This is a genomic window from Microcoleus sp. B4-C2 (genome assembly GCF_036705265.1).
GTDB lineage: Bacteria > Cyanobacteriota > Cyanobacteriia > Cyanobacteriales > Microcoleaceae > Microcoleus.
On record NZ_JAUBUB010000032.1, the window covers coordinates 14,923 to 38,372 of the forward strand.

The window sequence follows — 23,450 nt, forward strand, 5'->3', positions numbered from 1 at the left end:
CCGGTAAAACCGATAGTCCGACAGGGAATTCATTCCCTGTCTCAAAGCTAAAGTCCTCGCTATGAGGACTGAAGAACTCCTTAAACCTCTTATTGTGGAACAGGCATCTTGCCTGTCCAATACTGGCTTTTTTGGAGATATCTATTAGTCCTCTTGAGAGGACTTTCGCTATTAGCCAGGGAATTCATTCCCTGGCGGACTCGCCCAATTGCAGATGAGCGGCTGAAGTTGACACCAAGGGGCAATGCCATTTCTCGCCAGAAGATATTTTAAGAACGGGCCTTAGCTCAATAACTCACAATTGACAATTAGCAAATAGAAATAAATCTTTCATTAAACTTAACTGTTGCGATCGCATAATTTGTCCAGATAATAGCAAAAAAAAATGTTCCGTCTAAAGAAAGTATAAAATTTAGGCTAAAATTGGCAAAATGTGTTTAAACCTAATAACTGATGGATCATTTTAAAACGCAATGGATACAGCTAACTTTCCCTGGTTAACAACAACAATTCTGTTTCCCATTGCTGCGTCCTTGCTGATTCCTTTAATTCCCGATAAGGATGGCAAGACGGTGCGGTGGTATGCCCTAATTGTGGGTTTGATCGATTTTGCCCTACTTGTGTACGCTTTTTACACTCAGTACGACTTCAGCAATCCAGATTTGCAACTGGTAGAAAGCTATACTTGGGTGCAGCAACTCGATTTGAACTGGTCTGTGGGTGCTGACGGTTTATCGATGCCGCTGATTTTGCTGACTGGTTTTATTACTACTCTGGCTACTTTAGCTGCTTGGCCGGTCACATTTAAACCGAAGCTATTTTACTTTTTGATGCTGACAATGTACGGCGGCCAAATCGCAGTTTTTGCCGTACAGGATATGTTGCTGTTTTTCCTAGTTTGGGAACTGGAATTAGTCCCGATTTACCTGATTTTGTCAATCTGGGGCGGCAAGAAGCGCCTCTATGCAGCAACTAAGTTTATCCTGTACACCGCAGGCGGTTCGCTGTTTATTTTGCTGGGCGCGCTGACGATGGCGTTTTACGGGGATACGGTGACTTTCGATATGCGGGCGATCGCGCTTAAAGACTTCGCCCCCAATATAGAATTGCTTCTGTACGCAGGTTTCTTAATAGCCTACGGCGTCAAACTGCCAATTTTTCCCCTCCACACTTGGCTTCCTGACGCTCACGGCGAAGCAACCGCACCCGCCCACATGTTGCTAGCAGGAATTCTGCTAAAAATGGGCGGCTATGCTTTACTGCGGATGAATGCGGGAATGCTCCCCGATGCTCACGCTACCTTCGCACCCCTCTTAGTAATTTTGGGTGTGGTAAATATTGTTTACGCGGCATTAACTTCTTTTGCTCAGCGAAATTTGAAGCGGAAAATTGCTTATTCTTCGATTTCGCACATGGGGTTTGTGCTGATTGGGATAGCTTCGTTTACCGATTTGGGAATTAGCGGTGCAATGCTGCAAATGGTTTCCCACGGTTTAATTGGGGCGAGTTTGTTCTTTATGGTGGGCTGCACTTACGATCGCACTCACACGCTCATGCTCGATGAAATGGGCGGTGTCGGGCAGAAAATGCGTAAGGTTTTTGCCATGTGGACTGCTTGTTCTATGGCTTCTTTGGCTTTGCCGGGAATGAGCGGTTTTGTAGCAGAATTGATGGTATTTGTGGGTTTTGCAACGAGCGATGCTTACAATCCGGTGTTTAAGGTTTGTGTGGTATTTCTAGCTGCTGTCGGGGTGATTTTGACTCCGATTTATCTGCTGTCGATGCTGCGTGAAATCTTCTACGGGCCTGAAAATAAGGAATTGTCGGATCACGAGGAATTGGTGGATGCGGAACCGCGAGAAGTGTTTATTATTGCGGCTCTGTTAGTGCCTATTATTGGCATTGGTTTGTATCCCAAGATGCTGACTCAGGTTTACGATGCGACTACTGTACAGTTGACTGCAAAGTTGCGCGATTCTGTGCCGTCGCTTGTGGCTAAGGCTGCTGCGGATAAAACTGTGTCTCTGCGTGCTCCGGCGATCGAGCCGAGTAAGTTGTGATTTAAACTGGATTTAGGAAGAAAACCCCCAAACTTAATTTTTAAAATGGTTTGGGGGTTTTGTATATATCGGCTCGAAGTAAATCGATTAGATTGGGATTTTTAAACCGCAGATTTCAGCAGATAAACACAGATGAACGCTGATGTAATTTTCAGTATTGTCGTTCCTCAAAAAGCATAAAAGAGCATGATAGGCTATATTCGATGTTGCAACTGCAATATAATTAATAGTTGGGCAAGATAAAAAGTTTTAGCCTAAGAGGGAGACGGAAAAATGAGTGACGACATACTTGGCTCGAAAGATGCGGTCGTGCTCTCAGCGGAAAGCATGAATAGCGATGATATCCGCGCGACGATCCAATCAAATATTGACTTTGTGAATGCACTATTTGAAGAGCTTCTGAATCTCTCAGAAATTTCTCACGACGCACTCCTCAGTTACTACGTTGATTATTACCTCGGGCAGGTGAATAATGGCGGTTTTGCTCAGTTTGTCTATAACACAAGGTGGCAGCCTGCTGTCATCGCGCTAGTTAAAGAAGGCCTTGGGCAAATCGGCGCGACACAACATACCGATCTTTTTGCAAAAGGAGAGGCGCTGGTTACAGCACGAAAGACAAAGTTAGCATCGTTCTTTTCTAGTGGGTTATTCGGCGAAAATGCTGAGAGAGACAGGCTAAATGGCATAAATGAGGACTTTTATTCGATCGCACAAGAGGAGAGTCTCGAACGATTAAATGCTAACTGGTTAAAAGCGCGCCCCGGCCTGATTGTTGTAGCAGAAGATCGAATCCAACAGGAAGTCACTCGACGAGCATTGAGTATTTCCGATCGCGAGGCCCGGCTCGCCCAAGCCCGTGCTGCCGAGCCGAGATACATTAAACTGATACGAGCCTTGTGCCATGCAGCCGGCCATAAGCTTGAGCGCGTTACGGCAGGCGATACTATGAATGAGTACGGTGGCCAAAGAATACTCGCTTGGCACTTTATTACCGATAAGGGGCATCACTTTATGGTGGAGGCTGACGGGAAGGCAATGATGTTTTCTGGAAAGTCCAAGGAACAGATTGCGGAGCTGGTAGTCGTATAATTATGCAGCCAAATTAATAGTTAGGTTGATGCACTATCTTTTTTAGTCTTTACTCTTAAGTGTGCTTATTTCTATACTTGCTAGAATAAGCGATAATAAATAATATGCCATTTTCATTCTAAGAGAGTGCTAGCCATGACTGAGTTACTAGAGCGTGCGATCGCTAAGTTGAAAACCTTGTCTGCCAGCGAGCAAGATGCGTTAGCGAAGCCCTCGAAGAGGATCGCCTCAATGATTTTGGAAGAACTTCAAGACGATCTAAGATGGGATCGAGCATTTGCGAGTTCTCCCGATGTTCTTGCTAAACTTGCAGCCTCCGCAATGGCTGAGTATCACGCAGGTAAAACCCAAAAACTCGATCCAGAAACATTGTGAATTCTCGTACTACAGCCGAATTCCGTAAATCTTTTGCGACACTGCCTTTCACAAGTTCAAGAGCAAACACGCGAGGCATATCGCCAGTTCAAGGAAAACCCAAATTATCCAAGTCTGCGTTTCAAAAAAGTGCATCCAGAGTTACCAATCTACTCTGCTAGAATCAGCAACAACTATCGAGCCGTTGGTCATTCGATTTTAGATTTTAGATTTTAGATTTTGGATTGACTTGCGCGATATCAATTCGGGGGCTTGAGGATTTTAGATTTTAGATTTTGGATTGATTCCACGGATAAATCACGTGGCGGGTACCATCAAAAAATTCTTGGTCAGTTGGATGGAGATACTGTGATTTGGTTTTGGGTTGGTTCACACGCAGAGTACGACAGGTTGCTATCTCAGTTATAATGGTTATTTCATCCACTTTAGTTTAACTTTATCAGAACGTTCACTGCGGTTGTTGAAAAAGACCATGAAACTGCTTTTGAGCTTTATACGGAGGCATTTTTATGTTGAACGTGACAGTTGACGAAATTCAGCGCGATCCTTCAAAGTATCTGCGTCAAGTGGAGGCTGGTGCAACTTTTGTTATCCTGCAAGCAGATAAGCCGATCGCCGAACTCAGACCTATTTCTAGCAGCAAGCAATTACGACCATTCGGTTTGTGTACAGGCGAGTTTACCGTTCCAGATGATTTCGATGCTCCTTTGCCAGAAGATATCCTCAGTGCATTTGAAGGTAAATGAAGATTCTGCTAGATACCCACATATAGCAATCCTAAATGATTCGTGTAATTCTTGTAGGGGCAAACCCCCCGTGGTTGCCCCGATGCAGGCTGGGGTAGGCACGAGGAGTAGGGGTAGCACTACCCCTACATATTTTTACAAATGATTTAGGATTGCTATATTTTTATGGTTCATCAGTGGTGACGCCCAGTTATCAACAGATGTTCGAGATGCAATTCGCGCTCCAGATAATGAGGTCTATTTGAGTGCAGTTTCAGTCTGGGAAGCAATTGTCAAGTACCAGTTGGGTAAGTTACCTCTACCGGAGCATCCCGCAACATATTTACCCAAACAGCGCTATCTTCATCAAATTGTCAGTCTTGCTCTTCATGAAAGTAGCGTAGCTCAACGGGCTAAACTGCCACTATTACATCGCGATCCATTTGACACAATGCTTATTTGTCAAGCTTGACAGAATGGTCTGACTATTGCGACATTGGTGATGAATTATAAGCGTGCAGATAGCTAGATTTAGTGACATTTTTAGCACCACTCTTGAGCGCACACAGCACTTGCAGCCAACAAAGCGTGGTTAGAGTTGACGCAATCTGTCGAGTTTTTTTAACTGTTGTGACTGTTCTTGCAATCGAGTTTCGAGCTTCTGACACACAAGTTCGCATAAATCAAAAATCATTGGGTCAGTGATTTGATAGTAAACACTGACTCCCTGCTGCTGCCGTTGAACGATGCCTGCCTGGGTCAAAATCTTGAGGTGCTTGGAAACATTGGCTTGCCCCAGCCCTGTTTCTTCAATGATTTCAGTGACATTTTTAGCACCACTCTTAAGCGCGCACAGCAATTGCAGGCGGCTAAGCTCTGATAAAACTTTGAAGTAGTCAGCCACCTGAGCGAGAGCGGAAACTGGGATTTGAGACATAAGCAGGAGTGAATAGATTTTGAGCGAGACTTGTTTTTTAGACAATACTACTATATAGTAATATTATCAGTAAATATGTAATGAGAGGCTGATGCCTATGCTGTTTCGTCAACTTTTTGACCGGGAAAGCAGTACCTATACTTATCTGATTGCCGATCGCGCTTCCGCAGAAGCCCTATTGGTCGATTCAGTGTTGGAACAGGTGGAGCGAGATATCAAATTGCTGAAAGAACTGGGTTTGACATTGCGTTATTGCTTGGAAACTCATGTTCATGCCGATCACATTACCAGCGCGTCTCAACTGCGGGAAGCAACAGGCTGTGTGAGTGTGGTTCCAGCCCAAGCACAGGTTAACTGTGCAGACCGTTTTATCCATCCAGGGGAAACGCTACAGCTTGGAACTGTGGAAGTGCAGGCGATCGCCACGCCAGGACACACAGATAGCCACATGGCATACCTCGTCAATGGAAGTCACTTGCTGACCGGGGATGCGTTATTGATCCGTGGCTGTGGACGCACGGATTTTCAAAGCGGGGACGCCGGAACCTTGTTTGATTCAGTTACTCAAAGATTATTTACCTTGCCTGATTCTACCTCGATCTATCCAGGACACGACTATCGCGGGCAAACTGTTTCTTCCATTGAGGAAGAAAAACGCTGGAACCCTAGGTTTACAGGGCGCAGTCGGGATGAGTTTATTCAATTTATGAATGCACTGAATCTGCCCAACCCTCAAAAAATGATGGAAGCCGTGCCAGCTAATGAACGGTGTGGCAACCTCACCTCAATTTCTGCCTAGACCTTTGATCTATTTTATTTGGAGTACAACTATGACACTGACTAACGATTCTCAACTTCAAGAAATTGATGCTCAAACCTTGAAACAATTGCTTGAGGAAAACGCCGTAACTTTAGTGGATGTTCGGGAATCTGCCGAATATGCAACTGAACGTATTCCCGGCGCAAAATTGCATCCACTGTCACAATTCGATCCAATTCAAGTACGACCGTCTGAGGGACAAAAACTCGTTCTCTACTGTCAATCTGGAAATCGCTCTGCCAAAGCCGCCAGACAATGTTTAGACGCAGGATTCAATTCTGTGATTCATCTGCGTGGTGGAATTCCTACTTGGAAAAATGCAGGCTATCCGATTGAAAAAAGTCAAAATGCGCCGATTAGCTTGTTTCGGCAAGTGCAGATTGTTGCAGGCTCATTGGTTTTTGTGGGAACAGTTTTAGGGGTATTTGTCTCACCTAATTTTTTACTTCTGAGTGGATTTGTGGGTGCTGGCTTAGTGTTTGCTGGAATCACTAACACCTGTGCGATGGGAATGCTACTGGCAAAGTTACCTTACAACCAACAAGCCGGAAATAAACGATGATCTGGATAATTGGACATTTCCTGGCAGTTGGTATTGGTGTGAGTTTAGGCTTATTGGGCGGTGGTGGTTCTGTGCTAGCACTGCCTGTGCTGGTTTATGTGATGGGTGTTGCGCCTAAACCTGCGATCGCCATGACTTTGATTATTGTCGGGACTGTTAGCTTATTGGGCAGCATTCCCCATGGGCGGCGCGGTAATCTTAATCTCAAAACCGCAGTAATTTTTGGAACTGCAACCATGTTGGGGGCTTACCTCGGTGCAAGAATTGCGACGCTGCCGTTCATTACCAGCGCATTCCAGATGACCCTATTTGGATTGTCGATGCTGATTGCCGCAGGCTTGATGATTTATCGCACCACCTTGTCAAAGACGGTAGTATCTAGTAAGGATGAGCTAGAGGCTATCGAGTACGTCAAACCTGTTTGCAAATACTGCTGGCTATGGCTGATGACTGAAGGGATTGCAGTAGGGATTTTGACAGGATTAGTCGGTGTGGGTGGCGGGTTTGCGATCGTCCCTGCCTTGGTTTTATTGGGAAACGTACCCATGCGACAGGCGATAGGGACTTCTCTGCTCATTATTGCGTGTAATTCGGTCGCGGGTTTGCTAGGTTATTTAGGGCATATTTCCTTAGACTGGAATCTCACGGTTTCATTCACCTTTTTAGCTGGATGCGGAACGGTGATTGGGGCTTATCTTGCACAGTTTATTCCAGCGCAACAACTTCAAAAAGGCTTCGGTTACTTTCTGCTAGTAGTCGCCACATTCGTATTGGTCCAAAATCGTGATAGCTTACAGGGAATCAAAAAGTCATCTGCTGACGAGCCACCTCACAACGCACTCTCTTCAAACGGACGGGAGATGTCGGCTGTGATGCCGAGGTAATCTGCCACCACTCATCTTAGCCCTTAGATCGCGATCGCCCTATTCAATACTTCAAAATTACCACTAGATCGATCGCCCTTCAATTCAATGCGTTAGCGAAGCTTGCAGAAGAGGATCGCTCTTAGGGTTTCTAGCCTTAAGTTTATTGGTGAGTGTTCTGCATCAAGTTGGATGGAGACATTTTTACGGTTGGCAAATTATATTTTGTCGCCGAAAGCTGTGCAACCATTTCTGCACGAGACGAAACCTCAAGCTTACGGAACATTCGCTTCAAAGCTTGCTTTACTGAATTCTCAGTAATCCAAAGTTCCCTCCCGATTCCTGCGTTGGTTCGCCCCAAAGCAACCAATTCGGCAATTTGCAATTCACGAGGCGTTAGGCGTGAGGTCTTGAAAGGTTGGTGCTGCGATTCCCTACGGCATAGCTTCGCCGCGCGTACTGTTGCAGCCCAAACAGACAAATGCAAACAGATCGCACTCAAATCGGCTAGATTCTCTGTATCGAAAGCGGGCATGGATCGATCGCGCGTACAACCCACTACACCCATTAATTGACCGCGACTGACGATCGGCCCCGCCATCACGTGCCAATGATCGGGACGGGGACAAATCATTGTCCAAACCTTGGGAGATGATGTCACTAATGCTTCATGGACAGGAGCATGACGTTCTGCTAAATAACGTGCAACAGGATTATGTTCGATCGATAGCCCAACTTTCAGTATTTTCTGAAGATTACTATCTACCAAGGGCAGTTGATCGAAGAAAAAGATTCCCGATCGTTTAGCTGCAAAATACTCACCGATTTTGGGCAGGATTTGCGATCGCAGCTCTTGTTCATCCTTCACCTGGTCGATCGCTTCAAATAAAAGCTGCAAGGGACTTGTCATGCTCATGGTGTCAACCGATTTTAGATTTTAGATTTTAGATTTTAGATTTTAGAATTGACCCCACGGAGGAATCTGGGGGCTTGTAACCAAATTGCTTGAGTGTCAAAAAGAGTACCCGATCGAGGTCTGGAAGCATGGCAATACTCAGTTTATATTACCCTTATAATCTCAAAAACAACTTGACATGATAACAAGTTTGGAAACCGAGTCCGATCGCACTCCCACACGTGGGATACTCATCAGCTTTTATGTGACTTCAATCATCTTTAATGTCTGCTTGATTGCTCAGTTATTAACGGTTGGAGTTGCCTACTTCCATAATCCTGCATGGTGGAATATTCATGTTTGGTTCGTGCGAGAGTACAGTGGGCTGTCATTAGTATTACTGGGATGGTCGTTAATCGCCCCATTCTCACGCAGAATACGACATCTCGCCGCCAGTTTGCCAATCCTGCTTGGACTACAATTTTCCAGCATTCATCTCAAAAGTCCTCTTCACCTAGAGATACTGCATCCTCTAATTGGATTTACGTTACTCTATGTTTCTTCAAGCCTTGTACATCGTATATCGTCTACTTTATCGTTCAGCAACTATCACAATAATCAAATTTGAGAGGTATAAATGACGCAAGATACAATTTTCAGTCCCTTCTTTGCAACAGTGTTTCTAACATTCCTAGTCTGGGTGTATATGTACATCCGCCGTATCAGTTTTATCACCAATATAAAGCTCAGCCCAAAAGAGCTTGCTGTACCGGGTACACTGGCACAAATTTCGCCACCAAGCGTATCCAATCCATCGGATAATCTAAAAAACCTGTTCGAGGTTCCGGTACTTTTCTATGCGCTTGTCCTATATCTGTTCATCACAAAGCAGGTGGATACAGTGTATGTGAACGCCGCGTGGGTATTCGTTGTGTTTCGCACATTGCATAGTGCTGTCCATTGCACATTCAATCTCATCATACTTCGGTTCTACCTCTACCTATTTGCCACGCTCGCGGTGTGGTTCATCGCGATCCGCGCAGCACTTATCCACTTTGGCACAATCAATTAACCTCGTTCAAATGAGGTAGAAGTTATCAAAAGTTGCCGAACAATGAGCGTGCAGCGGAAAGCCTACCCTGTTTCTGCGTGTATGTTTGGGGTCTTGCGGGGCTGTCTGCCACTGAACCGAGTCGTTAGGTCGCGATCGCAATACCCCATACTTTAAAATTACCAGTAGAGCGATCGCGCCGGAGCAAGTTTTGAAGCGATGCGCTAAAATCCTGTTCAGATAGCTATTATAGATTAATCATGAAGATTAAGGCGAAATATGTTGCTGGCAAAGGACTCGGCAAAATGTTTGAGCGACATGGTTGGTCGCTAAAAATAACCGCTTTGTCTCGTTAGAAGACTCTTTGGCTATCCATCCCTAATTATTCACTCCACTGGGTTGTATTCATCAATACAATTGAAAAAATCAAAGCATTTTTAGAGCCATGAAAGGGTTGATTCAATATCTTTACGAAATCAAATTAGATAAAGCTATTCTCTGGTGCTATCTCATTTGGTATATTATAGTAGTTTGTTTTCATTTTGATCCTTCGGTCAAGATATGGCTCAATTCAATTGGTATAAGTGCTGTAATCGGTACGGGTCTGATGCTAAGTGTTTCTTCTAGTAAAGGCAAAAGAGATCATTGGCAGGCATTCAGGTTATATCTCATGCCATTTTGTGTCTCAAGCTTCTCTGCCTTGATTAAAGATCAGGGATTTATCATATTTATCTCACCAAATATCACCGAAACAATAGTGTCAGTATCATGCTGTGGTCTGTTTTTATTAGTTATTTTATTAGTCAAACTATTCAAAAATAAAGTTATTTAGCGCGATTACAATATTGGTGAAAGCAGCATAAATATGACATTTTAGGTTAAAATTTCCCCGATCGCCTTTAAAGACGATCGAGCTTGTAGAACTCTTACACCCCGATCAAGCGATGGAATTGCTTATTGAAATCGCTTTCTTAGTTTATAGTCGGATAGTTCTTTGAGTGCGATCGCTTTTTGGTTTGGGCGATCGCCAAGTTGTACTATACTGGATTCTGTAAAGCAATTACCAAGATCCCCAGACGAATATCGGCGGTAAGCGGGTTGGTAAAATCGGTCGATAAGGCTGGCATTTTTTGCCCTCAAATCACTTTATTTGGATTAATTGGCGTTTTAAATTCTGCCTTCTACTTTCTCCCTTGGGGCTACACAAGCGGGGGGTAATGCCCTCCCTACCGTCAATTGTCAATAATTAATTATGAATTGCTAGTCTTCCTGGAGGAAGCCAAAAAGATATATCATCATCTTAACCGGATCATTTCTTCCCAGATATGTTCTACTGTTCTAATCCCAGATGTTCTAATCCTTTCAATCCAGACAACTCTAAATTTTGTCAAAGTTGCGGCAAGTCCGACCTCACGCCTCTCTTCAGAAACCGCTACCGCGTGATTCGACTGTTGGGCGAAGGGGGATTTGGCAGAACTTACGAAGCGGTAGATACGGATCGCATGGACGATCCCTGCGTAATTAAGCAGTTTGTACCCCAATTTCAAGGAACCTCAGCACTTGAAAAAGCCGCACAATTGTTTAAAGAAGAAGCGAAACGACTTTACGAACTCGGCGAACATCCCCAAATTCCTCGATTAATTGCTTATTTTGAACAAGACAAGCGACTTTATTTAGTACAAGAGTTGATTGAGGGGCAAACTTTACTAGCAGAATTAACTCAGCAGGGCGTTTTTAGCGAAGAAAAAATTTGGCAGTTGTTGGCAGATGTACTGCCGATTTTGAAATTTGTGCACGATCGCAATGTCATTCACCGAGACATCAAACTTGAGAATATCATGCGGCGGCGCACCTCTGTTAACTCCTCCCTACCAAAGGCGGGAAATTTTCGGAATTCAGCTTTCCGAAGGGGAGGCCGGGGAGAGTTAGTTTTGATAGATTTCGGCATTTCTAAACAAGTGACGGGCTCGCTGATGAGCAAAGTAGGCACGACGGTAGGAACGCCCGGATATTCGCCTGTAGAACAAATGCGCGGTCAAGTTTTTCCCGGCAGCGATTTGTACAGTTTGGGAATAACTTGTCTGAGACTACTAACTCAATGTTTGCCAAAAATTGACGGTTCCGATGACCTTTATGACCCGATAAACGGCGGCTGGATGTGGAGAGAACGGTTGCCAGCCGGCACAAAAATCAGCAGCGAGTTGGCAAATGTTTTAGATAAATTAATTCAAGATTATCTCAAAAATAGATATCAATCTGCTGATGAAGTAATCAAAGCTTTAAATCTCTATTCTTTACCTCCCCAACCCCATTGTGCGAATGGAGGACAACTTGCTCTAAATTCTTTTCGGACAAAGGGAGGACAACTTGCCATCAATACCCCGCTCAATCAAAGCGGGCAAATTAATAGCAATATCTCTGTCAATCCGAGGGAAAAATCTAACACCAATCCGCCTCCGAACAAGGCAGCACAGAGAATTCCCGCTGTCAAAAGCACTTTTGAATTTCAGGTGGTGACAGTAGACAAGCGCGGGAAGCCAACTAATGTTAACAGCGGCCAAGCGCGTTTTTTTGAAGAACATCTTGGTAGCAGTACAATGCTGGAAATGGTATCTGTTCCTGGCGGTACTTTCCTCATGGGTTCTCCAAAAGATCGGGGTGACAGCGACGAAAAACCGCAGCACCCAGTAACTTTAGGCTCTTTCTATATTAGCAAATTTCCAGTCACTCAGGCCCAGTGGACAGCAGTGGCGGCGCTGCCGGAAATTAAAATGTTTCTCAATCCCGATGCTGCCCGTTTTAAAGGTGCAAATCGACCTGTAGAAAATGTATCTTGGTACGAGGCTGTGGAGTTTTGCGATCGACTTTCTCGCAAAACTGGTAAGAATTATCGCTTGCCTAGCGAAGCCCAATGGGAATATGCTTGCCGGGGGCAAACTACGGGGCCGTTTCATTTTGGGGAAACGATTACCAGCGAGTTAGCAAATTACAACGGAAATTCTAATTACGCTGACGCGCCGAAGGGAGTTTATCGCTTTCAAACGACAGATGTTGGCAGTTTTAAACCTAATGCTTTTGGATTGTACGATTTCCACGGAAATGTTTGGGAATGGTGCGCGGATTCTTGGCACAATAATTATAACGGTGCGCCTGCGGATGGTAGCGTTTGGGAGTCCGACGGGGAGTCTTCGCTGAGGTTGTTGCGGGGCGGTTCTTGGAACGATCATCCTCCGAATTGTCGCAGCGCGTGTCGCCTCAGATATCAGCCGGATTGTAAGGCTAGTATTGTGGGTTTTCGAGTGGTTGTTTCTGTTGTTTAATCTTGTCTCCGCACAGAGAAACCCGGTTTCTTCAAGAAACCGGGTTTCTGAATGGACGATCGCCCAAATTCTTGCCTTAACTAGCCTTCTTCTGAGGAGCCATTATGCGTTCCACACTCATAGCAGCCACGCTCAACGTCACCACAGCCATGCCGAGAATTGCCACAGGCTGCAACTTCTCATTGATAATTAGAAAACCGAAGAGTGCAGTCATTGCCGGCCCCAAAGTGCCAATTACTGACGCTAATGCCGCCCCCGCGAACCGGATGGCAAAATTATTCAAAAGATAGCTAAACAGCGTCAGCACCCCTAAAACAACGCCTCCCAAAATCAAACCAGGCCAAACATTTGGGTCGATTTTAGGAGAAAAATTTTCCGACAGTGGCACCCACAAACTCAGGGAGGAAAATACAAAAATCGCGGCGAAATTAACTAAACTAAAAGGAATTGGGTGCAGCTTGCCCGCGGCCATTTGCGTCAGCAATACGTAACCTGCAAAGGTAATCCCAGAAGCCAGTGCTGCTGCGACTCCCACTCCCACATTGCCGCCGCCCGGAGCTGGGGCCGCAAAACTCGGCCACCCAGCTAAAATCAGACCTGCGGTAATCCCGAATATGGCCAAAAAGCCGACTTTGCTAGGGCGAGAACCAAACAAGATCCAAGAACCTAGTACGGTGACGATCGGGTAAATAAAGAAAATCGTAATCGCAATCCCGGCTGGAATATTGCCGATCGCCAAATAAATCAAAACCTGAGACAAAAACAGAAAAAATGCGCTTCCTAAAACCTTACTCCACAAAGCTCGATCGCCCGACTCAAACAACCGCCTAATATCTTTCCACACAGAAGGATACAGAAATGTCGCCAATATCGGCATCAAAGCCATCACCACGATCAGTCGCATCAACAAAATCAACAAAGAATTTCCAAAACCAGGAGTCACCACCCCCGGAAATTCAAACAACCCAAAAACCATCCGAGGATTTTTGCTTTTAATCAGAATTCTCAAACAAACATTAAACAGCGACAATACCACCGCCGAAGACAAAGCCAGCACCAAACCTGTCTGTACTTGAGAAGATGCTTTAACAGTTGCAGCAGGCGCTGAAGAAGGCTGGGGCACCGGTTCTCGCGGCGTTTCCGCAGGTGTTGGCTGCAGAAATTGCGGGCGGACAGAATTAAGAGAATTAGTTGATTCCTCGACATAGGAATCTTGAGCATCGAAAGGATTCTCAAGATATGCTTCTTCTTCTTCGAGTTCTTCCCTGATGCGGTTTACGAGATTTTGTAACAGCTCTTCCCCTTGCAGTTCCAGGGTTTTCATGTTGTTGAGCCGCACAGAAAGCTCGCTTTCGTAACTGGTTAAATCTTGTTCCAGCATCTGGAAACTGCGATCGATCCTTTCATCCAGCGCCGCCAGCAACTGCGAGGCCCGTTCGTCGTAGTTGCTGGGTGGCAAGGGTATCGGGAACTCGCCACTGGGAATAGGGCTGCTGAGAGAATTTCCCGAATTAGCACTGAGTTCGTTGAACCGCTGCACCAACAAATCCTGCAAATTGTGAGCCAAAACTTGAGCCAACTGCTTCAGCCACAATTGCTGCTGCTGAATGTATCGCCCAGACAGAGATTCCATTTGCTGAGACTGCAATTTGCGATATTGCTCTCTGAGGTCTTCAATATCTTCAATCAGGTGATTTTTTTCAGTTTGCAGCCGAGTAATGTCTTGATTTAACTGACCTTTGACATTTTGATGCAAAGCGTCCAGTTCTTGCATTACTGAGTGGAGGACTTCTTCTGCTGATTGTGTATCCTCTGGCTCGTCCTTTGACGAGTATACGTTCCGCTGCGCCATTAGCCTATAACCTCTAATTTAAACTGCACGTTCAGTGTTCTTAAGTATTTTGGCAAATCTGGTCGCAAGTTCTAGTGAGTGGCTCTAAAAGATTGCGAACACTGTTGAATCAATAGTAGTCGCTAAGCTACAAATGTGAGAAAATTGCGTGAAGCAAAGCTATCCCGCAGGGAATCCCCCCAAGAACACTTTGTGCAATTAGAAATCATACTATAGCAATCCTAAATCAGTTGTAAAAATATGTAGGGGTAGTGCTAAGAGTGCCTACCCCAGCCAAGGCGGGGCAACCACGGGGGGTTTGCCCCTACAAGAATTACACAAATCATGGAGGATTGCTATACAGCTTGACCTCTCCACGAATTGCTCCCGGTAATTCTCGCATATAACTCACCCGATTGCACCCGACTCACAAACCTAAGATCCCGTTCCGCGACTAAATTTGATTGGGGGGTGGCACTCCTAGCCCCTCAATGGATAACTTGATCCTGCAGGCAGAAACCCCGTTTCTATTCCCCGCGTCTCTCCCGCACTCCTGCACCCGGATTTATTATATTAAAGGTTCCGATCTTTTGCTCGCGAAAGTTTTAAGAGGCGATCGCACCCTCAATCGATTTTAGATTTTAGATTTTAGATTTTAGATTGAAGCATTGACCCCACGGATAAATTCGGGGGGCCAGTTTCTCGGATACAGGTTTTTTATTTCTCCGTCCTGAGTCTGCGAAGGAATGAATCCGCGAGCTTGTATCCTGGATGCTGTCGGTCAAAAATCCCCCCCACGCATCAAAAAATTAACACATCCCATCCCCCAAGAGCAACAGATATGGCCTCCGAAATTTATGACAATTCCTTGACAAAGGATATAGAAAAACTGAATATTTCCTCAGAAGCCGAAGTGTTTGTCTTTCCGGCATCATTTGCCCAGCAGCGCTTGTGGTTTCTCGACCAATTCGCACCGGAAAACCCTTTCTATAATGTAGTAACAGCACTGCGCTTAACTGGTTCCCTCAACTTAACAGCCTTAGAGCAAACCTTCAACGAAATAGTGCAGCGACACGAAACTTTGCGAACCACTTTTGCAGCGGTATCAGGCCAACCAGTGCAGATAATCTCTGCCGCTTTCAAGACTAATTTAAAAGTATTAGACTTGCAAAATTTGCCGCCAGAAAAACGGCAAAGAGAAGCCAAAAAACTCTCTGCGGCAGAATCTCTTCGCCCTTTCAATTTATCCACCGGGCCGCTGATGCGAGTCACCATCCTGCGGCTGACAGAAACCGAGCATATTCTCTTGGTAAATATGCACCACATAGCCTCTGATGATTGGTCGATCGGGGTGCTAATTCGAGAAATAGAAGCTATCTATACAGCCTTTATAAATCAACAGCCATCTCCTCTACCAGAATTATCCCTTCAATATGCCGACTTTGCAGAGTGGCAGCGCGAATGGCTGCAAGGTGAAGTATTAGAAACTCAGCTAGCTTATTGGCGGCAGCAATTGCACGGAATTTCTGTGTTAAATTTGCCGACCGATCGCCCTGCACCAGCTAGGCAAAATTATCGGGGGAAAACTCAATATTTAGAACTGCCTAAAAAGCTGAAGGACGCACTTGTAGAGCTATCGCAGCGAGAAGGAGCGACTTTATTTATGACAGTGCTCGCAGCATTTCAAACTTTGCTTTACCGCTACTCGCAACAAGAAGATATTGTAGTAGGTTCGCCGATCGCCAATCGCAACCGCAGCGAAATAGAAGCATTAATCGGTTTTTTTGTCAATACTTTAGTGCTGCGAACAGACTGTTCGGGAAACCCGACATTTCGAGATTTTTTGGGCCGGGTGCGGGAAGTAACCCTGGGAGCTTATGCTCACCAAGATTTGCCTTTTGAGAAGCTAGTCGAGGAATTGCACCCAGAGCGATCGTTGAATCGTCACCCGCTGTTTCAGGTGGTATTCGGGCTGCAAAATGGGCCTGTGGACGAGCTAGAATTGCCCGAATTAAAGTTGAGTTCTTTTCATTTAGAGACTCAAACAACCCGCTTTGATTTAGAGCTGCATTTGTGGGAAGCTTCCGATAAGTTTAGGAACAGATACGGCGAACAGTGGGAAGATTCGGAAGGCCTGAGAGGCGTAGCTGTGTACAATACAGATTTATTTGATGAAGTTACGATCGCCCGAATGCTGAGGCATTTTAAAACGCTGCTGGAAAGCATTGTTGCTAATCCAGAACAAAGAATCGCTAACTTACCTTTATTGAGCGAGGATGAAGTGAATCAATTATTCAGAGAATGGAACGATACTCGGACAGATTATCCTCAAAATCAGTGCATTCATCAGTTATTTGAAGAGCGAGCCCGGCAGCATCTGGAGGATGTCGCCCTAACTTTCGATAGCCAGCACCTGACTTACAGAGAACTCAACAGTCGCAGCAACAAACTGGCGCGCTACCTACAAAAACTGGGCGTGGGGGCGGAGGTTTTAGTGGGGCTTTGTGCAGAGCGATCGATCGACCTTATTGTCGGGATGTTGGCTATACTGAAAGCGGGAGGGGCTTACCTACCGTTAGATCCGAGCTATCCGCGCGATCGGCTAAACTTGATGCTGGAAGATGCTCAAGTTAAAGTCTTGCTAATTCAGGATAAATTGATTGAGAATTTCCGAGACTTCTCAAACTCGGTGATTTACTTCGATCGCGACTGGGAACACATAGCCAAAGAAAGCGCCGAAAATCCCGCCAACACCGCAACCGCAGACAACCTAGCTTACGTTATTTACACATCTGGCTCAACAGGAAAACCCAAGGGAGTTGCTGTCACCCACAAAGCAGTAAATCGGCTGGTACTCAACACCAACTATATAAAAATAGAACCTACCGATAAAATGGCCCAAGCATCAAACGCTTCATTCGATGCAGCCACATTCGAGATTTGGGGAGCCTTGCTTAACGGCGCTCAACTCGTGGGAATTAGCACAAATATTACCCTTTCGCCTCACGATTTAGCCTTAGAAATGCGCCAACAAAGCATCACAGTTTTGTTTTTAACAACTGCCTTATTTCAACAAATTGCTAGAGTTTTACCGCAAGCTTTTGATTCGCTGCGCTGCTTGCTGTTTGGCGGAGAAGCGGTGGATATGAGATGGGTTAAAAAACTTCTCAAACAAAATCCCACCACTCAATTAATTCACGTTTACGGGCCTACAGAAAATACCACATTTTCGGCTTATTATTGCGTGCAAGACGTACCCGAAACCGCAACATCTATCCCCATCGGCCGCCCGATCGCCAACACGCAAATTTATATCCTGGATGCGGATTTGCAGCCGGTGGCGATCGGTGTGATAGGTCAATTGTACGTCGGCGGTGACGGATTGGCGAAAGGCTACCTCAACCAGCCAGATTTAACTGCTGCTGCATTCATTCCTAATCCTTTTAGCAATAAATCTGGTTCTAGGCTTTATAAAACAGGTGATTTAGGCCGCTACTTAGCTGACGGCAACATCGAGTTTTTAGGCCGCTTTGACGACCAAGTAAAAATTCGCGGCTACCGCATCGAATTGGGAGAAATTGAAGCGGCTTTGTGCCAGCATCCACAAGTGCGCGAAGCTGTAGTAATTGTGAGGGAAGACATTCCAGACGATAAACATTTGGTAGCTTATGTTATTCCTGACGGCATCAATGAAAAATCAGAAAATCACAATCTAAAATCAAGTCACCTGCGCCAATTTTTGAAAGAAAAGTTACCAGGATATATGGTTCCTGCAACTTATGCAGTGTTGGAGAATATGCCGCTGACGCCTAATGGCAAAGTAGACCGCCGCGCCTTGCCTGATATAGATACAGACAGCGAGGATATAACAGAAAATTATGTAGCGCCTCGGACTGATCTCGAAAATGCGATCGGGAAAATTTGGGCTAAAGTTTTGGGAAAACAGCAGGTTAGTATCTACGATAATTTCTTTGAACTAGGTGGGCATTCCCTGCTAGCAACTCAGTTGATTTCTCGCATCCGAGACGCTTTGCAAGTCGAGTTATCGGTCAGCAGTTTGTTTGAGGCTCCGACTGTGGCGAGTCTGGCAAAATACATTGAAACAATGCGCTGGGCTGCGAAAGGTTTGGATACTTTCAGAACAGACGAAAATGAGCGAGAAGATGTGGAATTTTAAGGCCTTACATAATTTGGGGAGGATTTTAATTGTTTTGTGGAATTGGCATCTGCCTGTCGGTAGAAATTACCGCAATGGGAACTGATATTCAAGCCTGCTTCACGAGGAGATTTATACCTGTTACTTGCTAACCTTTTAGGATCGCGAATTAAATAATTTACACAAGTTTGTGGGGAGTAGGGGTTGGGCACTCTTAGCCCGCCCTTTCTGGACGGGCTAAGAGTGCCCAACCCACAAGAACCATCAAAATTCTAAGTTATTTAATTCTCATTCCTTAGAGGCTGAGGCGGCTTATATACTTGCAAAACTGCTTGCGGGGCATTACAAATAAGGGAGAAAAAGTTCTCTCAACAGCCACTCATCCAGAAAATCATAAACGATGTCCAACCAAGCGTCTGACCGTCTTAAACAAAATGCTGAAAAAATTATGGGGATGTGGGAGAAGCGGGCGCGTGATGAAGTCGGTGCATCAACGCATCAAAATTCTCTTGTCTTGCAAGATTCCCTACCTCTGTACTTAAACCAACTGGTAGATGAACTCTCAAACAGAATTGTCAGGACATCTGCCCGAATCACAGCCGACGAGGTAGAAAGTACGCGGATTGGCAAGCTGCATGGGCAGGAACGGGCGGGGTATGCTGACTACTCCATGACTCACCTAATTTTCGAGTATCACCTCCTCCGTCAAGTAATATTTCAAGTTTTAGAAGAAGAAGCACCTTTAGGAGTGGAGGATAGAGACATTATTATCGGCTCCATTGAGCAAGCCGTTAATGACGCGGCCACTCAATTCTCCGAAACGCTGCGAGATATTCAAGAATTATTTATGGTGACGCTAACTCACGATCTCAGAAATCCCATCAATGTCGTAAAAATGGGAACTCAACTAACTCTGCGGCGGCTTGAACGAGGAGACAGCCATGTCGATGTGGCGGCGAGGATGCTCAGTGCGATCAATCGGCTGGATTCGATGATTCAAAATCTGCTGGATGCGAGTCGGCTGCGGGCAGGGCAGAGCTTAAAGATTGAATTTGAAGAATGCGATTTTGTGAAGCTAGTCCAAGAGGTGGTAGAAGATTTGAGGTTTGCGTATGGAGATCGGTTTGTTGTAGTATCTGAGTCTGATATGAGGACTTTTTGCAGCCGTAAAGAAATACGGCGGGTGATTGAAAATTTAGCAATTAACGCTGTGAAATATGGTGCGCCTAGTACGCCGATTACACTCACGCTCCAGCAAACTGAAACGCAGATCAGCCTTACTATTCATAATGAAGGCGATCCGATCGCCCTAGACGCTCAATCCATCCTATTTCAACAATTTCGTCGAACCATTTGTGCTGAGGAACAAACCGGCTGGGGATTAGGATTATTTTTAGCAAAGAGTATTATTGAAGCCCATAAAGGGACACTTGCGGTTGAAAGTGCAGAGGGCAAGGGGACAAGCTTTATTATCCATTTATCAAAGATTCTTCTTTAGTTCGGGACATTAAAACTAAGAAGAAAAATAGGGTATAAAACAATACGGTTCAGTTAAGGAAAATTGTAGCGAAAATGTTGGGTTTCGTTCCTCAACCCAACCTACGCACTAAGATGCGTCCATCTTCGCTAATTCAGCGATTTGCTTCAACGTCAGAAGTTGCTGCGTTAGTTGCGTTTGTTGCTAGTCCCTTAGCTTCTGCGATTAATGGTGCAGCCCTGCGAGTTGAGGGTGGAGTGGTGCGATCGATTGTGTAGCGAAGTTTTTACCTTGATGTGCTTGGAAAATCTCTCACTCCCTACATTTCCGAACAGAATGCTTTCGTTCAAACAAAAATAAGGAGCGTTACATTTCATTAACTCACCCTAAAGCGATCGCTATTCCTGTGAGTCGTGAGTTTTGGGCGATCGCACTTAACCTACAAGATCAGCGATCGCGCCCTTTACTCACCGAATACCAGACCGAACCACACTACAGCGTCATGCCGATATGATTGAACGCGGTAGTCAGGAAGGGATTGCGGAGGAGTTAGACTACGAAAATGTGAAGGAGCGGTATCTGGCTGCGGTGAAAGCGATCGGTCAAGTTTAATCAATCTGCGATAGCTATTACTGTGAGTCGTGATTTTTAGGCGATTGCTTCACAATTATTTGTCTTTGCAATTGCCTATAACGTATCAAACCTCAAAAACTAAGCCAACCATCTATTATTGAAAGCCACCATCACAATACCAATCACTTGCTACAAGAGCTTGGAACATAGCTGTTTGCCAAGAATTACTATGCAGACAAAAATAAGACTGGGCTTCTCTAGTTAAATGTTGTCTTATGCCATTTATCCCCCTTAACTTATGAAAATCAACTAACAAATATCTTAGGCAAGCAAGTTGATTGCCAGCTTCCAATGAATATCGTGAAGCCAAATTAAAGGCTGTAAAGTGCGACTGAACTCGTGTTTTAGATATATCATCCCAGTGTTCTGGAGCTTTAACAAAAAAGCGAATAATTGCAGGTATCGTTTGTATTACCTCCGCATGGAGCCATTGATCATCAATAAAATTCTGATGATCAAAATAGGGATGCAGGCTTTGCCCTTCTGCTGTAGTCGCAATTGCCGTGCTTTTACCTGTATTACAATCTTTACAGGATGGTACTAAATTAAATGGGAGAACCGAGAATTGAGGATATTTAGCTTTAGGCAAGTAATGATCTAAAGTAGAAGCTTGACCAAAGCCACAAAATGGACATTTACCTAAAGGAGACTGCGATAACAACGAGTCATAGATCGCCCTTGCTGGTTTTGCCCTTCCCACCATTTGTAAGCTGTAAACATCTTTGAGTTCCTCTTTAGTCACTTCGCCTAAAGCGATTTCATCATTTCTGCAGTTGTTTTGGGGAATAGAATAAAGCAGTTGAGCCTTAGCCTTTTGCTTGTAATCCGTTGCTGCACAAACAATGTTGTTAGTTACATTATTGAGTCGGGCGCGTAAATTACAATCTTTAATGCTGTTGATACATATTTCGTACACTGTTTGGGGGTCGTCATTTGGTGCAGCTAAATATCTCATTTGATAGCCCCCGATTGCGAATCTCTAACCATTATCATTGAGCGTAAAATAGTTTTTCCCTCAAAACCAAGTTGACCGTGATATTCTTGTTCTACTTCTTCGTAGCTCTTTCCTTCAGCAACAGAGTTCGCCAATAAGTGGTGAAATCCAGATTTGGAAACTTCTAATCCGAAAACCTCTCGCGTTAAAATCCCTACATTCTCTGCAAATGTCTCACTTTCTGGTCTATCAACATTTGTAATAAGCCTAGTTCTTCGGAGTATCGAAACGCAGGATTTAGGTACTTCCTGTAACACCACTGGCGAATGGGTGGCGATAATCGCTACACCATTACGATTAACCAGCAAATCAGATAACGCTCGCGTAAATGCTGATAATAATGGTGGATGAAGATGACTTTCAGGCTCATCAAGCAGAACTAAGGTTTTTTCTTCGACCGTTTCAACCAGTTTTGTAACGGTTAAAAGTACAATGGCGTGACCTGAACTCATTCGTTGGAAAAGTGCTGTTGCTTTTTCAGAAAACGTCTGTTGATTGTCGGATTGATCCGCCGCATATACGTTATTAAGGTCACACAAATCCATTTCAGCAAAATTAAAATCTGACTCTAACGTCTTAACCGCATTTATCCAACGGGCTTTCTTCGCTGTTAACGCAAAACATATTTTTAGACTGCTTGTAAAATCGCTACACAAATCATCTTTATTTTTCAGACCCAAAGTCTCCTGACCTTGTTGATCCAAGCGCTTTTTTAACCCTACATAGTAGTAGCGCATTCCAGCATTAGCATTAGGCTGATCATCGGGAGGAGTAAAAGGATCAAAAGCACTAAATGAAACAGAAACAACACCAGCAAAGTAATCATCATTGATTGTTGTAGTTCCATTCGATTGTGATGGAGTATAAAAACAGCCAGTTTCCTCTATCGCACCCTTCTCAGGAAGAAGTGCATTAACCATATTATTCAGCAGGGTTGTTTTTCCTACTCCATTACGACCAATTAGTATATGGATATTAGAAGAAGGTTTAGTATTTGGCTTAACAGTAAACTCGACCCTTATTCCTGAATAACGAGCATTAGCCTCCTTCTCATAGGAGAAATTATATTCAGTTAGTTCGGCTTCATGGCGCAGAATTCTTCTGAACTGATTGTCAATGGACGTGCGGTTCACAAACCTAAGTAAAGAAGTCTGAAAAGCTCCTTTGTTTTCAGCAAGTTGAAGGCGATTAGAATCATTTACAACATCGCCGAGAGCAGTGAGAACATTAATAGTTATTTTTTGAGAAAGTTTTTCTACTACATTTTTGTAGTAATCAGCATCCTGACCAAGAGAATAAAAATTTTCGGGCAACACCTCAAATTGCTCTGGAATTTGTTCTTGAGTCCATCCCCCATCTTGACCAACAAAGCCTATTTTAATGTTACCGATAGTCTGCTCATTACCTTGCTCATCAAAGATTGTGAGGTTAAATAAGGTCTTATGACCGTAATCATCCCAATTATTGGGGCTTAGATAACCCGTGTTACGAGCCTGATCTGGAAAAACGTCTAAGCTTCTTCCTAGCTCTAGCTTTTGAAAGGTCAGTGCCATTATACGGTTCCTACTCAATTACATTGTAATTTTGGCGTTAACCATAAATTACTATAGATTTTAACTCTAATTCAAACGCGATCGCCTCAATTATCTATCTGCTAAAGGT

At 44.5% G+C, this 23,450-nt stretch carries 21 protein-coding genes; 16 read left to right on the forward strand and 5 right to left on the reverse strand.

Going from position 1 to position 23,450, the window contains the following annotated elements; all coding sequences use genetic code 11:
* The first annotated feature begins 108 nt into the window (after positions 1 to 108).
* From QUB20_RS12075 to QUB20_RS12100, 7 genes are all read left to right on the forward strand, one after another.
* Positions 109 to 273: a hypothetical protein gene (locus QUB20_RS12075; RefSeq protein WP_333291376.1), complete on the forward strand. Its 165-nt coding sequence runs from the start codon at positions 109 to 111 to the stop codon at positions 271 to 273.
* A gap of 200 nt (positions 274 to 473) precedes the next feature.
* The gene (locus tag QUB20_RS12080; RefSeq protein WP_445299394.1) at positions 474 to 2,060 is read left to right on the forward strand and encodes an NAD(P)H-quinone oxidoreductase subunit 4; all 1,587 of its coding nucleotides are present in this window, start codon (positions 474 to 476) and stop codon (positions 2,058 to 2,060) included.
* A gap of 273 nt (positions 2,061 to 2,333) precedes the next feature.
* Positions 2,334 to 3,149: a DMP19 family protein gene (locus QUB20_RS12085; RefSeq protein WP_333246320.1), complete on the forward strand. Its 816-nt coding sequence runs from the start codon at positions 2,334 to 2,336 to the stop codon at positions 3,147 to 3,149.
* A gap of 135 nt (positions 3,150 to 3,284) precedes the next feature.
* Positions 3,285 to 3,524 (forward strand): hypothetical protein, encoded by a 240-nt coding sequence (locus tag QUB20_RS12090; RefSeq protein WP_333246318.1) that lies wholly within the window; start codon positions 3,285 to 3,287, stop codon positions 3,522 to 3,524.
* Positions 3,525 to 3,557: 33 nt separating this feature from the next.
* Positions 3,558 to 3,740: a ParE family toxin-like protein gene (locus QUB20_RS28690; RefSeq protein ID WP_445299395.1), complete on the forward strand. Its 183-nt coding sequence runs from the start codon at positions 3,558 to 3,560 to the stop codon at positions 3,738 to 3,740.
* Between the two features lie 293 nt (positions 3,741 to 4,033).
* Complete coding sequence (locus QUB20_RS12095) at positions 4,034 to 4,270, forward strand: type II toxin-antitoxin system Phd/YefM family antitoxin (RefSeq protein ID WP_333246316.1); 237 nt, start codon at positions 4,034 to 4,036, stop codon at positions 4,268 to 4,270.
* Positions 4,271 to 4,511: 241 nt separating this feature from the next.
* Positions 4,512 to 4,721: a hypothetical protein gene (locus QUB20_RS12100; protein ID WP_333246314.1), complete on the forward strand. Its 210-nt coding sequence runs from the start codon at positions 4,512 to 4,514 to the stop codon at positions 4,719 to 4,721.
* 120 nt (positions 4,722 to 4,841) lie between these two features.
* Here QUB20_RS12100 and QUB20_RS12105 read toward each other — a convergent pair whose 3' ends face one another.
* A complete protein-coding gene (locus QUB20_RS12105; protein WP_333246312.1) occupies positions 4,842 to 5,186 on the reverse strand; it encodes a metalloregulator ArsR/SmtB family transcription factor in 345 nt (114 codons plus the stop codon).
* 97 nt (positions 5,187 to 5,283) lie between these two features.
* Here QUB20_RS12105 and QUB20_RS12110 point away from each other — a divergent pair, with 97 nt between their 5' ends.
* From QUB20_RS12110 to QUB20_RS12120, 3 genes are read left to right on the forward strand one after another with little or no spacing between them, the layout of a single operon-like run.
* Positions 5,284 to 5,985, forward strand: coding sequence for an MBL fold metallo-hydrolase (locus QUB20_RS12110; protein ID WP_333054391.1), 702 nt, complete (start codon positions 5,284 to 5,286; stop codon positions 5,983 to 5,985).
* A gap of 31 nt (positions 5,986 to 6,016) precedes the next feature.
* Positions 6,017 to 6,568 (forward strand): rhodanese-like domain-containing protein, encoded by a 552-nt coding sequence (locus QUB20_RS12115; RefSeq protein ID WP_333054390.1) that lies wholly within the window; start codon positions 6,017 to 6,019, stop codon positions 6,566 to 6,568.
* Positions 6,565 to 7,452 (forward strand): sulfite exporter TauE/SafE family protein, encoded by an 888-nt coding sequence (locus QUB20_RS12120; RefSeq protein WP_333054388.1) that lies wholly within the window; start codon positions 6,565 to 6,567, stop codon positions 7,450 to 7,452. The genes QUB20_RS12115 and QUB20_RS12120 overlap by 4 nt, the downstream gene beginning before the upstream one ends.
* Positions 7,453 to 7,594: 142 nt before the next feature.
* Here the strand turns inward: QUB20_RS12120 and QUB20_RS12125 are convergent, their stop codons facing one another.
* The gene (locus QUB20_RS12125) at positions 7,595 to 8,347 is read right to left on the reverse strand and encodes a LuxR C-terminal-related transcriptional regulator (protein ID WP_333291377.1); all 753 of its coding nucleotides are present in this window, start codon (positions 8,345 to 8,347) and stop codon (positions 7,595 to 7,597) included.
* A gap of 178 nt (positions 8,348 to 8,525) precedes the next feature.
* Between QUB20_RS12125 and QUB20_RS12130 the strand changes: the two genes are divergently transcribed.
* The 3 genes from QUB20_RS12130 to QUB20_RS12140 all read left to right on the forward strand — a co-directional run bounded on the left by QUB20_RS12130 (position 8,526) and on the right by QUB20_RS12140 (position 12,697).
* Positions 8,526 to 8,954 (forward strand): DUF6220 domain-containing protein, encoded by a 429-nt coding sequence (locus QUB20_RS12130; protein ID WP_333242728.1) that lies wholly within the window; start codon positions 8,526 to 8,528, stop codon positions 8,952 to 8,954.
* Between the two features lie 9 nt (positions 8,955 to 8,963).
* The gene (locus tag QUB20_RS12135; protein ID WP_333242731.1) at positions 8,964 to 9,398 is read left to right on the forward strand and encodes an MAPEG family protein; all 435 of its coding nucleotides are present in this window, start codon (positions 8,964 to 8,966) and stop codon (positions 9,396 to 9,398) included.
* A 1,304-nt stretch (positions 9,399 to 10,702) separates the two neighbouring features.
* Complete coding sequence (locus QUB20_RS12140) at positions 10,703 to 12,697, forward strand: bifunctional serine/threonine-protein kinase/formylglycine-generating enzyme family protein (RefSeq protein WP_333246307.1); 1,995 nt, start codon at positions 10,703 to 10,705, stop codon at positions 12,695 to 12,697.
* 76 nt (positions 12,698 to 12,773) lie between these two features.
* On the opposite strand, the gene QUB20_RS12145 is transcribed toward QUB20_RS12140, so the two are convergent.
* Positions 12,774 to 14,549: a DMT family transporter gene (locus QUB20_RS12145; protein ID WP_333242736.1), complete on the reverse strand. Its 1,776-nt coding sequence runs from the start codon at positions 14,547 to 14,549 to the stop codon at positions 12,774 to 12,776.
* A gap of 820 nt (positions 14,550 to 15,369) precedes the next feature.
* Here QUB20_RS12145 and QUB20_RS12150 point away from each other — a divergent pair.
* The 3 genes from QUB20_RS12150 to QUB20_RS12160 all read left to right on the forward strand — a co-directional run bounded on the left by QUB20_RS12150 (position 15,370) and on the right by QUB20_RS12160 (position 20,439).
* Positions 15,370 to 18,705 carry an amino acid adenylation domain-containing protein gene (locus tag QUB20_RS12150; protein ID WP_333246304.1) on the forward strand — a complete coding sequence of 1,112 codons (3,336 nt, stop codon included), beginning with the start codon at positions 15,370 to 15,372 and terminating at the stop codon, positions 18,703 to 18,705.
* Positions 18,706 to 19,084: 379 nt separating this feature from the next.
* Positions 19,085 to 20,182 carry a HAMP domain-containing sensor histidine kinase gene (locus QUB20_RS12155; protein WP_333246302.1) on the forward strand — a complete coding sequence of 366 codons (1,098 nt, stop codon included), beginning with the start codon at positions 19,085 to 19,087 and terminating at the stop codon, positions 20,180 to 20,182.
* A gap of 74 nt (positions 20,183 to 20,256) precedes the next feature.
* Positions 20,257 to 20,439, forward strand: a complete 183-nt coding sequence (locus tag QUB20_RS12160) for an SDR family oxidoreductase (RefSeq protein WP_333149533.1) — start codon at positions 20,257 to 20,259, stop codon at positions 20,437 to 20,439.
* Positions 20,440 to 20,888: 449 nt separating this feature from the next.
* Here the strand turns inward: QUB20_RS12160 and QUB20_RS12165 are convergent, their stop codons facing one another.
* Together QUB20_RS12165 and QUB20_RS12170 are read right to left on the reverse strand one after the other, a co-directional pair.
* Positions 20,889 to 21,749: a hypothetical protein gene (locus QUB20_RS12165; protein WP_333246300.1), complete on the reverse strand. Its 861-nt coding sequence runs from the start codon at positions 21,747 to 21,749 to the stop codon at positions 20,889 to 20,891.
* Complete coding sequence (locus QUB20_RS12170) at positions 21,746 to 23,341, reverse strand: AAA family ATPase (protein ID WP_333246298.1); 1,596 nt, start codon at positions 23,339 to 23,341, stop codon at positions 21,746 to 21,748. Before QUB20_RS12170 ends, QUB20_RS12165 begins: the two co-directional genes overlap by 4 nt.
* Positions 23,342 to 23,450 lie beyond the last annotated feature (109 nt).

What these genes read in the sequence shown, in the direction of transcription:
- QUB20_RS12080 (WP_445299394.1), top strand. Translation starts at nt 474, where the DNA reads ATGGATACAGCTAACTTTCCCTGGTTAACAACAACAATTCTGTTTCCC.
- QUB20_RS12085 (WP_333246320.1), top strand. Translation starts at nt 2,334, where the DNA reads ATGAGTGACGACATACTTGGCTCGAAAGATGCGGTCGTGCTCTCAGCG.
- QUB20_RS12090 (WP_333246318.1), top strand. Translation starts at nt 3,285, where the DNA reads ATGACTGAGTTACTAGAGCGTGCGATCGCTAAGTTGAAAACCTTGTCT.
- QUB20_RS12095 (WP_333246316.1), top strand. Translation starts at nt 4,034, where the DNA reads ATGTTGAACGTGACAGTTGACGAAATTCAGCGCGATCCTTCAAAGTAT.
- QUB20_RS12105 (WP_333246312.1), bottom strand. Translation starts at nt 5,186, where the DNA reads ATGTCTCAAATCCCAGTTTCCGCTCTCGCTCAGGTGGCTGACTACTTC.
- QUB20_RS12110 (WP_333054391.1), top strand. Translation starts at nt 5,284, where the DNA reads ATGCTGTTTCGTCAACTTTTTGACCGGGAAAGCAGTACCTATACTTAT.
- QUB20_RS12115 (WP_333054390.1), top strand. Translation starts at nt 6,017, where the DNA reads ATGACACTGACTAACGATTCTCAACTTCAAGAAATTGATGCTCAAACC.
- QUB20_RS12120 (WP_333054388.1), top strand. Translation starts at nt 6,565, where the DNA reads ATGATCTGGATAATTGGACATTTCCTGGCAGTTGGTATTGGTGTGAGT.
- QUB20_RS12125 (WP_333291377.1), bottom strand. Translation starts at nt 8,347, where the DNA reads ATGAGCATGACAAGTCCCTTGCAGCTTTTATTTGAAGCGATCGACCAG.
- QUB20_RS12130 (WP_333242728.1), top strand. Translation starts at nt 8,526, where the DNA reads ATGATAACAAGTTTGGAAACCGAGTCCGATCGCACTCCCACACGTGGG.
- QUB20_RS12135 (WP_333242731.1), top strand. Translation starts at nt 8,964, where the DNA reads ATGACGCAAGATACAATTTTCAGTCCCTTCTTTGCAACAGTGTTTCTA.
- QUB20_RS12140 (WP_333246307.1), top strand. Translation starts at nt 10,703, where the DNA reads ATGTTCTACTGTTCTAATCCCAGATGTTCTAATCCTTTCAATCCAGAC.
- QUB20_RS12145 (WP_333242736.1), bottom strand. Translation starts at nt 14,549, where the DNA reads ATGGCGCAGCGGAACGTATACTCGTCAAAGGACGAGCCAGAGGATACA.
- QUB20_RS12150 (WP_333246304.1), top strand. Translation starts at nt 15,370, where the DNA reads ATGGCCTCCGAAATTTATGACAATTCCTTGACAAAGGATATAGAAAAA.
- QUB20_RS12155 (WP_333246302.1), top strand. Translation starts at nt 19,085, where the DNA reads ATGTCCAACCAAGCGTCTGACCGTCTTAAACAAAATGCTGAAAAAATT.
- QUB20_RS12160 (WP_333149533.1), top strand. Translation starts at nt 20,257, where the DNA reads ATGTTGGGTTTCGTTCCTCAACCCAACCTACGCACTAAGATGCGTCCA.
- QUB20_RS12165 (WP_333246300.1), bottom strand. Translation starts at nt 21,749, where the DNA reads ATGAGATATTTAGCTGCACCAAATGACGACCCCCAAACAGTGTACGAA.
- QUB20_RS12170 (WP_333246298.1), bottom strand. Translation starts at nt 23,341, where the DNA reads ATGGCACTGACCTTTCAAAAGCTAGAGCTAGGAAGAAGCTTAGACGTT.